Raw genomic sequence first — 10246 nt, 5'->3', positions numbered from 1 at the left:
ATGCGGACAAATCGTCTGCGGTGGCGTTGAAATCGGGTGTTTCGGCAACGGTTTCCGTTACATTTTCCTCAACGGACGGTGCTTCGGCAGGTTGAAGCAATGCGGACAAATCGTCTGCGGCGGCGTTGAAATCGGGCGTTTCAGGCGCAGTTTCCGCGACGGCATCGGTTTCGTACACTTTCAGGAAATCGTGCAACTCTTCCGGTGTTTGGACTTCGGCAACTGTTTTTTCCAAGATGGTTTCGGGCGAGGAAGCCTTCAGGAAGCCTGCCAGTCCGGAGGGTGAGGCAGGTTTTGCGGAAGCTGTTTCTTCTGTGCCGATATGGTTGTTTGAGGGCAGGTTGTCGGAGAAATCGGTATCGACGGTTTCCGGTTTGTTTTCGGCAGTTTGGGCGACAGATTCCGGTTCGGGCGTGTCGATGACGATTTCGACAGGGTTGTACGGGTTGAAGGTCTCGGGCTCGTACACGCTGTCTGTGGATTCGATGGCGTTCCAATCGGCATCCGCGCGTTTTTGGGTTTCTTCATCCTGCGTAAGTGCGCCGGATAAAATGCCGTTTTGCGCGGCTGCCAGGCTGTCGAAATCCAAGTCGATGCGGTTGGAAGGCGTATCGGTTTCGACATCGAACGTTTGTTTTGCCGATAACTCTTCTTCAGATTCCCCATCTAAGGCAAGTGTGTCGTTTACATCGTTTTTCGGAGCGGGTTCGGGCGTTGCCGGAGTTTCGACTTCGGCAAAGGTGATTTCTATGCCGTCGTCTGCCGCGTCGTCAAGGTCAGGCTCTTCCTCAGGGACGGATTCTTCGGTACGGCGCGCGCGTTTGGATTGGGCAAGGCGCAAAAGCAGCAGCAGGGCGATCAATGCCGCGCCTCCGCCGGCAAGCAGCAAGGTGTACGAACCGCCGAACAGACCGTCAAACAGTCCGCTTTCGGTTTCTTCTTCGGCAGAAACCTGTTCGACAGGTTCGGAAACGGCGTTACCGGTTTCGTCGGTCGGCGTGTCGATGGCAGAAGCGGCGGCTTCTTGGGGGGCGGATTCGGCAGCGGTTTCCGATGCGGCAGTATTTGCAGCGGGTACAGGTTCGGGTCGAACGGCCGGTTTTTCCGCTTTTGCTTCGGGCGCGGCAACTTTTGCTTCAGGTTTTTCAACCGGTTTCTCTACCGTTGCCTGTTTGGACGGTTCGGACGGCATGGATGCGGTTTCGGCTTTGGGTTTCGCCGTTTGCGGTTTGGGTTGTTCCGCTTTGATCCTGTTCAGATTCGGAATGTGAAGCACGCTGCCCGCACGCAGTCTGCCGTGTGCGGAAACATTTGGGTTTGCCTTCAGCAGCGCATCGGCAACCTGTTCGAGCGTCAGGTGTTTCGGGCGGATGGCGGCGGCAATCTGTTTGACCGTTTCGCCTTTGCGGACGGTATGGGTTTTGCCGTTGTATGCCGGTTTGACGGCTGCGTTCGCGCTGTCTTTTTTATCGGTTTTGCGGAGGGCTTTGGCGTTTTGATTTTCTTGGGACTCTGCTGTCGGAGCGGTTTTGCGGTGTGTCTTGCCGTCTGAAAGTGCAGATTTGGTTTTGGGCGAGTAGCCGACAGGATCGAGGATGGCGGTGTATTCGCGTACCTGTGCGCCTGCGCCGATGCGGAACACCAGGACGGGATCGCGGACTGCCTGTTCGGAAGAAACGGCAATGACGGCTTTGTCGCCCAACTTGTGGACTTTGGCGGTCAGGCCTTTTTCGGAAACGGTAACGCTGCCGCCGCCTAGCAGGGCTTTGGCTTCTTCGCCGGTTACGGTAATGCTGCCGGAAAAGGGTTCGTCAAGGTTGGACTGGATATTCAGTCCGCCCAGTCCAGCATGTGCCTGAAAGGATGCGGCAACTGCGACGGAGGCGGCAATCAGTTTGATTTGTCTGTTGTTTTTCAAGATGTATCCCCTGTGGGTTGGCGGCTGAATACGGTTTGACCGCGTACAGTCTGTAAATTTCGTCATCATCGGGCATCGGCGGGGCAGTCGGCCGGCGGGCATTTAATATGTGAATGTACCGACCGCCGCCACATTTTAAACGGCAATCATTCGCCGTTTTTACAAATTATGACATATCTCCATCTTTTTTCAAAAACATCTGTGCATATTTGCATCAATCAAAACAAAATTTGTTGGTTTTGCAGGTGCAAAAACAGGGTTCTGCCTGTATGATTTAGCGTTTATTTGATTTGCTTTCTCATTTGGATATGAAATTCGTCAGCGACCTTTTGTCCGTCATCCTGTTTTTCGCCACCTATACCGTTACCAAAAATATGATTGCCGCTACGGCGGTCGCCTTGGTTGCTGGTGTGGTTCAGGCGGCTTTTCTGTATTGGAAATATAAAAAGCTGGATACGATGCAGTGGGTCGGACTGGTGCTGATTGTGATATTCGGTGGCGCAACCATTGTTTTGGGCGACAGCCGCTTCATTATGTGGAAGCCGAGCGTTTTGTTTTGGCTGGGCGCGCTGTTCCTGTGGGGCAGCCACCTCGCCGGTAAAAACGGCTTGAAGGCGAGTATCGGCAGGGAGATTCAGCTTCCGGATGCCGTATGGGCGAAATTGACGTATATGTGGGTCGGTTTCCTGATTTTTATGGGTATCGCCAACTGGTTTGTGTTTACCCGGTTCGAGTCGCAATGGGTCAACTATAAAATGTTCGGCTCGACTGCACTGATGCTTGTTTTCTTTATTATTCAGGGTATTTATCTGAGTACCTGTCTGAAAAAGGAGGATTGACTGTGGAATATTTTATGTTGCTGGCAACAGACGGGGAGAATGTGTATGAAGCGCGTATGGCGGCACGTCCCGAACACCTCAAACGGCTGGAGACGCTGAAGTCGGAAGGCCGGCTGTTGACGGCAGGCCCGAATCCTTTGCCGGAGGACTCCAACCGCGTTTCGGGCAGTTTGATTGTGGCGCAGTTCGAGTCTTTGGATGCGGCAGAGGCGTGGGCGGAAGACGATCCCTATGTTCATGCAGGCGTGTACAGCGAAGTGCTGATCAAGCCGTTTAAAGCGGTGTTCAAATAATGCCGGCCGTCGATTTGATCCGCGAACGCCTGCAGACGCTCGATCCGCTGGTGTTGGAAATCGGCGATGAGAGCCATCTGCACAAAGGACACGCGGGCAATACCGGCGGCGGACATTATGCCGTTTTGGTCGTCAGCGGCCGTTTTGAAGGCGTAAGCCGCCTGAACCGCCAGAAAACGGTCAAATCGCTGCTCAAAGATTTGTTTTCAGGCGGCATGATTCACGCGCTCGGCATCCGGGCGGCTACCCCTGACGAGTATTTCCATACGGCGGACTGAATGAAGTCTGCCCGAACATTTCAATTTAAAATTTAAAGAGAGAAGATTATGAAAGCAAAAATCCTGACTTCCGTTGCACTGCTTGCCTGTTCCGGCAGCCTGTTTGCCCAAACGCTGGCAACCGTCAACGGTCAGAAAATCGACAGTTCCGTCATCGATGCGCAGGTTGCCGCATTCCGTGCGGAAAACAGCCGTGCCGAAGACACGCCGCAACTGCGCCAATCCCTGCTGGAAAACGAAGTGGTCAACACCGTGGTCGCACAGGAAGTGAAACGCCTGAAACTCGACCGGTCGGCAGAGTTTAAAAATGCGCTTGCCAAATTGCGTGCCGAAGCGAAAAAGTCGGGCGACGACAAGAAACCGTCCTTCAAAACCGTTTGGCAGGCGGTAAAATATGGCTTGAACGGCGAGGCATACGCATTGCATATCGCCAAAACCCAACCGGTTTCCGAGCAGGAAGTAAAAGCCGCATATGACAATATCAGCGGTTTTTACAAAGGTACGCAGGAAGTCCAGTTGGGCGAAATCCTGACCGACAAGGAAGAAAATGCAAAAAAAGCGGTTGCCGACTTGAAGGCGAAAAAAGGTTTCGATGCCGTCTTGAAACAATATTCCCTCAACGACCGTACCAAACAGACCGGCGCGCCGGTCGGATATGTGCCGCTGAAAGATTTGGAACAGGGTGTTCCGCCGCTTTATCAGGCAATTAAGGACTTGAAAAAAGGCGAATTTACGGCAACGCCGCTGAAAAACGGCGATTTCTACGGCGTTTATTATGTCAACGACAGCCGCGAGGTGAAAGTGCCTTCTTTTGATGAAATGAAAGGACAGATTGCCGGCAACCTTCAGGCGGAACGGATTGACCGTGCCGTCGGTGCACTGTTGGGCAAGGCAAACATCAAACCTGCAAAATAATTCTGAAAACGGGATACGGCGGCAAGACGTTCAGACAGGCGTTTTGCCGCCGCGCAGGACAGGGAATACCATGAAACAGAAAAAAACCGCTGCCGCAGTTATTGCTGCAATGTTGGCAGGTTTTGCGGCAGCCAAAGCACCCGAAATCGACCCGGCTTTGGTGGATACGCTGGTGGCGCAGATCATGCAGCAGGCAGACCGGCATGCGGAGCAGTCCCAAAAACCGGACGGGCAGGCAATCCGAAACGATGCCGTCCGTCGGCTGCAAACTTTGGAAGTTTTGAAAAACAGGGCATTGAAGGAAGGTTTGGATAAGGATAAGGATGTCCAAAACCGCTTTAAAATCGCCGAAGCGTCTTTTTATGCCGAGGAGTACGTCCGTTTTCTGGAACGTTCGGAAACGGTTTCCGAAAGCGCACTGCGTCAGTTTTATGAGCGGCAAATCCGCATGATCAAATTGCAGCAGGTCAGCTTCGCAACCGAAGAGGAGGCGCGTCAGGCGCAGCAGCTCCTGCTCAAAGGGCTGTCTTTTGAAGGGCTGATGAAGCGTTATCCGAACGACGAGCAGGCGTTTGACGGTTTCATTATGGCGCAGCAGCTTCCCGAGCCGCTGGCTTCGCAGTTTGCAGCGATGAATCGGGGCGACGTTACCCGCGATCCGGTCAAATTGGGCGAACGCTATTATCTGTTCAAACTCAGCGAGGTCGGGAAAAACCCCGACGCGCAGCCTTTCGAGTTGGTCAGAAACCAGTTGGAACAAGGTTTGAGACAGGAAAAAGCCCGCTTGAAAATCGATGCCATTTTGGAAGAAAACGGTGTCAAACCGTAATGGCATTTCCAATACCGATGCCGTCTGAAGCCTTTTCAGACGGCATTGCACGTTCAGGTAAGGAGGACGGCTTATGCGTGCGGTCATACAGAAAACGGTAGGTGCAAAGGTGGATGTCGTGTCCGAAAACGGCACGGAAACCTGCGGCAAAATCGACGGCGGATTCGTCGTACTGCTCGGTGTAACGCATAGCGACATAGAAAAAGATGCACGCTATGTCGCCGACAAAATCGCCCATTTGCGCGTGTTTGAAGACGAAGCGGGCAAGTTGAACCTGTCTTTGAAGGATGTCGGGGGATCCGTGCTGCTGGTGTCGCAGTTTACGCTTTATGCCGATGCGGCAAGCGGCCGGCGGCCGTCATTTTCGAAAGCCGCACCTGCAGAACAGGCAAAACGGCTTTATCTGCATACGGCAGAACTGTTGCGCGGGCACGGGATTCATGTCGAAACAGGGCGTTTCCGCACGCATATGCAGGTGTCGCTCTGCAACGACGGGCCGGTAACTATACTGCTGGACTCTTTCATGACGCGGATTTCCCCAAAAATGAAGGTTGTTCCGGATTGAAATTGAATCCGCAATGATGAAATATCGACAATGAACGACAATACACACACCCTTCCCCCGCGCCGCCTTTCCGTCGCCCCGATGCTCGACTGGACGGACAGGCACTACCGTTACCTTGCCCGCCAGATTACCCGAAATACTTGGCTGTACAGCGAAATGGTCAATGCCGGTGCGATTGTTTACGGCGACAAAGACCGCTTTTTGATGTTCAACGAAGGCGAGCAGCCCGTCGCCCTGCAACTGGGCGGCAGCGATCCGTCCGATTTGGCGAAAGCCGCCAAAGCCGCCGAGGCATACGGTTACAACGAGGTCAACCTCAACTGCGGCTGCCCCAGTCCGCGCGTGCAGAAAGGCTCGTTCGGCGCGTGTCTGATGAACGAAGTCGGGCTGGTTGCCGACTGCCTCAACGCCATGCAGGACGCGGTCGGTATTCCCGTTACCGTCAAACACCGTATCGGTGTGGACAGGCAGACCGAATACCAAACCGTTGCCGATTTCGTCGGCACGCTGCGCGACAAAACCGCCTGCAAAACCTTCATCGTCCACGCCCGCAACGCTTGGCTGGACGGTCTTTCCCCCAAAGAAAACCGCGACGTTCCCCCGTTGAAATACGATTACGTTTACCGCCTCAAGCAGGAGTTTCCCGGGCTGGAAATCATCATCAACGGCGGCATCACCACCAACGAAGCAATCGCCGGACACCTGCAACACGTTGACGGCGTAATGGTCGGGCGCGAGGCGTACCACAACCCGATGGTGATGCGCGAATGGGACAGATTGTTTTACGGCGATACTCGCAGCCCGATCGAATACGCCGATTTGGTGCAGTGCCTCTACACATACAGCCAAGCCCAGATCCAAGCCGGACGCGGCACAATCTTGCGCCACATCGTCCGCCACAGCCTCGGGCTGATGCACGGTTTGAAAGGTGCGCGGACTTGGCGGCGTATGCTTTCCGACGCGATGCTCTTGAAAGACAACGACGGCGGCCTGATTCTCGAAGCGTGGGAAGAAGTCGAACGGGCAAATACGCGCGAATAGGGCGGGGCTGTATGTGAAATGCCGTCTGAAAGTTTCAGACGGCATTTGTGCGTTTGTCGGGCGGTGTTTAGGGGGTGGTAATGGCGTGTTTCGGCACTTTGTCCATATCCCAGTGTGCCACCGCCCAGTCGAGCAGTTCGGCAGGGCGGTCGGTTTCCGGTGCTTCGGGCAGCTTGAGGTAACGGAACACTTGGCGGAGGAGTTGTTCGCGGCGGTTTAAATCCAATGCGGGGGCGAGCGTCTGTTTCGACCATTTCTGCCCTTGTGCGTTGGTCAGCAGCGGCAGGTGGGCATATTGCGGTGTCGGAACGCCCAAACACTGCTGCAAATAGATTTGGCGCGGAGTGGAAACGAGCAGGTCTTGTCCGCGGACGATGTGGGTAACGCCCTGTTCGGCATCGTCGGCAACGACGGCGAGTTGGTATGCCCAGTAACCGTCTGCACGAAGCAGGACGAAATCGCCGATGTCGCGGGCGAGGTTTTGGGCGTAACCTCCGACGATGCCGTCTGAAAAACCGATAATGCGGTCGGGGACGCGGATGCGCCACGCCGGCTGTTTGCCTTGCGGTGCAGGGCGTTGCTGCGGATTGCGGCAACGTCCGTTATAGACGAATCCGTCTGCGCCGTGGACTGCCGCAGCCTGCCAGTCTTTGCGGCTGCAATGGCAGGGATAGACCAGTCCGGCGGTTTTCAGACGGCATAGGGTTTCTTCATACAGGGCGTAACGGCGGCTCTGATAGGCGACTTCTCCGTCCCACTCGAATCCGAATGCCTCAAGCGTGTGCAGGATATGGCTTGCCGCCCCCGGCATTTCGCGCGGCGGATCGAGGTCTTCCATGCGGACCAGCCATTTGCCGCCGTTTGAGCGTGCATCGGCATAGGAAGCGGCGGCGGTCAGCAGCGAGCCGATGTGGAGCAGCCCGGTCGGGCTGGGGGCGAAACGTCCTGTGTACATATCCGGTACAGCCCCTTTATTTAAGACTATGAATCAAAGCCATTATCTCATCTTTATTCAGTTCCATCCCGGGCTCTTCAAGCAAGGTTAAATCATATAGGGCATTATATTGCTCTTCGGTAGCTGAACCATCCATAAGGCCGGACGAGAAAAAATCGAAGGCTCTATCTGCGATTCTCTCATTACTTGCATTTCTACTAACCAGTTTCATCAATTCTGTATATATTGTATGGGGAGGTACCGGATCCTTAAAAAATCAGATCTGAATAAATTTCATTGGGTGAAATGATTTCGAGTGCTTTTGCCATGATTCTATTTCCTTTTGTGTTGGTGGGTAATGTCGTGCATTAACTTCTTGCCCATTAATATTTTTAGGGTGAATCCTTGATATGCCGCACTGTGTCCGGTCAAACGGGCGATGCCGTCTGAAAGCCTTTCAGACGGCATCGGGGATGAAAAGTTTAAACCAACGGTGCGAGCAGTTTTTCAAACGCTTCTTCAAACTGTTTCAAACCGTCTTCCTGCAAACGTGCCGCCAAGGTTTCGACATCGATGCCGAGCGCGGCGGTTTCGGCAAGCTGCGCTTGTGCTTCTTCTACGCCTTCGGTCAGCGTGGCTTTGGCTGTGCCGTGGTCGATAAAGGCTTTGAGCGTGGCATCTGGAACGGTGTTGACGGTGTGCGCGCCGATCAGGCTGTCAACGTAGAGTGTGTCGGGATAGGCCGGGTTTTTCACGCCGGTGGATGCCCATAAAAGCTGCACGCGGTTTGCGCCTTGGGCTTCCAGCGCGGCAAATTCCGGGCTGCCGAAGTATTGAGCCCAGTCTTGGTAGGCGGCTTTGGCAAGGGCGATGGCGATTTTGCCTTTGAGGTGGTCGGGCAGTGTTGTGTCCAGCGCGCCGTCCACGCGGGAGATGAAGAAGCTGGCGACGACGTGGATATGGGCAACGCTTTGTCCAGCTGCCAAGCGTTTGGCAATGCCGCGCGCGTAGGCGGCGTAGGCTTTGAGGGTTTGGGCGCGTGAGAACAGCAGCGTGAGGTTCACGCTGATGCCGTCCGAAACGAGGGTTTCGAGCGCATCGATGCCTGCGTCGGTGGCAGGCACTTTAATCATCGCGTTTTTGCACCCGATGGCGGCGTAGAGGCGGCGCGCTTCTTCTACCGTGCCTTGCGCGTCTTTGGACAATTCGGGCGAAACTTCGAGGCTGACGAAACCGGTTTTGCCGCCGGTGGATTCGTGTTCGGCAAGACAGATGCCGCAGGCGGCACGCACATCGGCAACCGCCATGGTTTCGTAGCGTTGTTTGGGGCTGAGGTTTTGCTGCTTGAGGGCGGCAACCTCGTCGGCATAAAGCGCGTCGCCGGCGAAGGCTTTTTGGAAAATGGCGGGATTGGAAGTTACGCCGCACACGCCTTGTTTCAACATTTGCGCCAATTCGCCGCTTTGCACTAGCGAGCGGGAAAGGTTGTCCAGCCAGATTTGTTGTCCTAATGCTTTAACGTCCGATAAAATAGTCATTTCTGATTCCTTTGGATGGATGGCGGGGTTTGAATGCTTATGCTACCCCGATTCGGAAATTTTGGGTAGTTTTGTTACAGCAAAGGCGGATGGCAATGGCAGAAAACGGAAAATATCTCGACTGGGCGCGCGAAGTGTTGCACACCGAAGCGGAAGGCTTGCGCGAAATTGCGGCGGATTTGGACGAAAACTTCGCCCTTGCGGCGGACGCGTTGTTGCACTGCAAAGGCAGGGTCGTTATCACGGGCATGGGCAAGTCGGGACATATCGGGCGCAAAATGGCGGCAACCATGGCCTCGACCGGCACGCCCGCGTTTTTCGTCCACCCTGCGGAAGCGGCACACGGCGATTTGGGCATGATTGTGGACAACGACGTGGTCGTCGCCATTTCCAATTCCGGTGAAAGCGATGAAATCGCCGCCATCATCCCCGCGCTCAAACGCAAAAACATCACGCTTGTCTGCATTACCGCCCGCCCCGATTCAACCATGGCGCGCCATGCCGACATCCATATCACCGCATCGGTTTCGCAAGAAGCCTGCCCGCTGGGGCTTGCCCCGACCACCAGCACCACCGCCGTCATGGCTTTGGGCGATGCGTTGGCGGTCGTCCTGCTGCGTGCGCGTGCGTTCACGCCCGACGACTTCGCCTTGAGCCACCCTGCCGGCAGCCTCGGCAAACGCCTGCTTTTGCGCGTTGCCGACATTATGCACAAAGGCGGCGGCCTGCCTGCCGTCCGACTCGGCACGCCCTTGAAAGAAGCCATCGTCAGCATGAGTGAAAAAGGGCTGGGCATGTTGGCGGTAACGGACGGGCAATGCCGTCTGAAAGGCGTATTCACCGACGGCGATTTGCGCCGCCTGTTTCAAGAATGCGACAATTTTACCGGTCTTTCGATAGACGAAGTCATGCATACGCATCCTAAAACCATCTCCGCCGAACGTCTCGCCACCGAAGCCCTGAAAGTCATGCAGGCAAACCATGTGAATGGGCTTCTGGTTACTGATGCCGACGGCGTACTGATCGGCGCGCTGAATATGCACGACCTTTTGGCGGCGCGGATTGTATAGTGGATTAACAAAAACCAGTACGGCGT

At 54.9% G+C, this 10246-nt stretch carries 12 protein-coding genes and 1 pseudogene; 8 read left to right on the top strand and 5 right to left on the bottom strand.

Annotation, left to right across the window (positions count from 1 at the left end):
* Positions 1-1918: FimV/HubP family polar landmark-like protein TspA (gene tspA, locus HMPREF2959_RS09210; protein WP_070696724.1), on the bottom strand; the 1918-nt coding region annotated here is incomplete at its 3' end.
* A gap of 308 nt (positions 1919-2226) precedes the next feature.
* Here tspA and HMPREF2959_RS09200 point away from each other — a divergent pair.
* The 7 genes from HMPREF2959_RS09200 to dusA all read left to right on the top strand — a co-directional run bounded on the left by HMPREF2959_RS09200 (position 2227) and on the right by dusA (position 6678).
* Complete coding sequence (locus tag HMPREF2959_RS09200) at positions 2227-2757, top strand: septation protein A (RefSeq protein WP_002216422.1); 531 nt, start codon at positions 2227-2229, stop codon at positions 2755-2757.
* Positions 2758-2759: 2 nt separating this feature from the next.
* Entirely contained in the window at positions 2760-3050 is a 291-nt protein-coding gene (locus HMPREF2959_RS09195; RefSeq protein WP_002216423.1) for a YciI family protein, read from the top strand.
* On the top strand, positions 3050-3328 hold the full coding sequence (locus HMPREF2959_RS09190) for a BolA family protein (RefSeq protein ID WP_002216424.1): 279 nt from the start codon (positions 3050-3052) through the stop codon (positions 3326-3328). The genes HMPREF2959_RS09195 and HMPREF2959_RS09190 overlap by 1 nt, the downstream gene beginning before the upstream one ends.
* Positions 3329-3376: 48 nt before the next feature.
* Positions 3377-4243 (top strand): peptidyl-prolyl cis-trans isomerase, encoded by an 867-nt coding sequence (locus HMPREF2959_RS09185; protein ID WP_002212350.1) that lies wholly within the window; start codon positions 3377-3379, stop codon positions 4241-4243.
* A 70-nt stretch (positions 4244-4313) separates the two neighbouring features.
* Positions 4314-5072: a peptidyl-prolyl cis-trans isomerase gene (locus HMPREF2959_RS09180; protein WP_002216425.1), complete on the top strand. Its 759-nt coding sequence runs from the start codon at positions 4314-4316 to the stop codon at positions 5070-5072.
* Positions 5073-5145: 73 nt separating this feature from the next.
* Positions 5146-5637: a D-aminoacyl-tRNA deacylase gene (gene dtd, locus HMPREF2959_RS09175; protein ID WP_002235444.1), complete on the top strand. Its 492-nt coding sequence runs from the start codon at positions 5146-5148 to the stop codon at positions 5635-5637.
* A 30-nt stretch (positions 5638-5667) separates the two neighbouring features.
* A complete protein-coding gene (dusA, locus tag HMPREF2959_RS09170; RefSeq protein ID WP_002235445.1) occupies positions 5668-6678 on the top strand; it encodes a tRNA dihydrouridine(20/20a) synthase DusA in 1011 nt (336 codons plus the stop codon).
* A gap of 67 nt (positions 6679-6745) precedes the next feature.
* Here dusA and gluQRS read toward each other — a convergent pair whose 3' ends face one another.
* From gluQRS to tal, 4 genes and pseudogenes are all read right to left on the bottom strand, one after another.
* The gene (gluQRS, locus tag HMPREF2959_RS09165; RefSeq protein WP_002243239.1) at positions 6746-7633 is read right to left on the bottom strand and encodes a tRNA glutamyl-Q(34) synthetase GluQRS; all 888 of its coding nucleotides are present in this window, start codon (positions 7631-7633) and stop codon (positions 6746-6748) included.
* 16 nt (positions 7634-7649) lie between these two features.
* A pseudogene (locus HMPREF2959_RS09160) lies at positions 7650-7941 on the bottom strand (hypothetical protein).
* A 4-nt stretch (positions 7942-7945) separates the two neighbouring features.
* Positions 7946-8080 carry a hypothetical protein gene (locus HMPREF2959_RS13405; RefSeq protein WP_002252676.1) on the bottom strand — a complete coding sequence of 45 codons (135 nt, stop codon included), beginning with the start codon at positions 8078-8080 and terminating at the stop codon, positions 7946-7948.
* A gap of 14 nt (positions 8081-8094) precedes the next feature.
* Positions 8095-9150: a transaldolase gene (gene tal, locus HMPREF2959_RS09155; protein ID WP_002231779.1), complete on the bottom strand. Its 1056-nt coding sequence runs from the start codon at positions 9148-9150 to the stop codon at positions 8095-8097.
* Positions 9151-9245: 95 nt separating this feature from the next.
* Here tal and HMPREF2959_RS09150 point away from each other — a divergent pair, with 95 nt between their 5' ends.
* Positions 9246-10220 carry a KpsF/GutQ family sugar-phosphate isomerase gene (locus tag HMPREF2959_RS09150; protein WP_002243240.1) on the top strand — a complete coding sequence of 325 codons (975 nt, stop codon included), beginning with the start codon at positions 9246-9248 and terminating at the stop codon, positions 10218-10220.
* Positions 10221-10246: the final 26 nt, after the last annotated feature.

The sequence above is a fragment of the Neisseria sp. HMSC070F02 genome (assembly GCF_001814225.1).
Taxonomy (GTDB): domain Bacteria; phylum Pseudomonadota; class Gammaproteobacteria; order Burkholderiales; family Neisseriaceae; genus Neisseria; species Neisseria meningitidis.
This window is presented reverse-complemented; position numbering and strand designations above follow the sequence as displayed.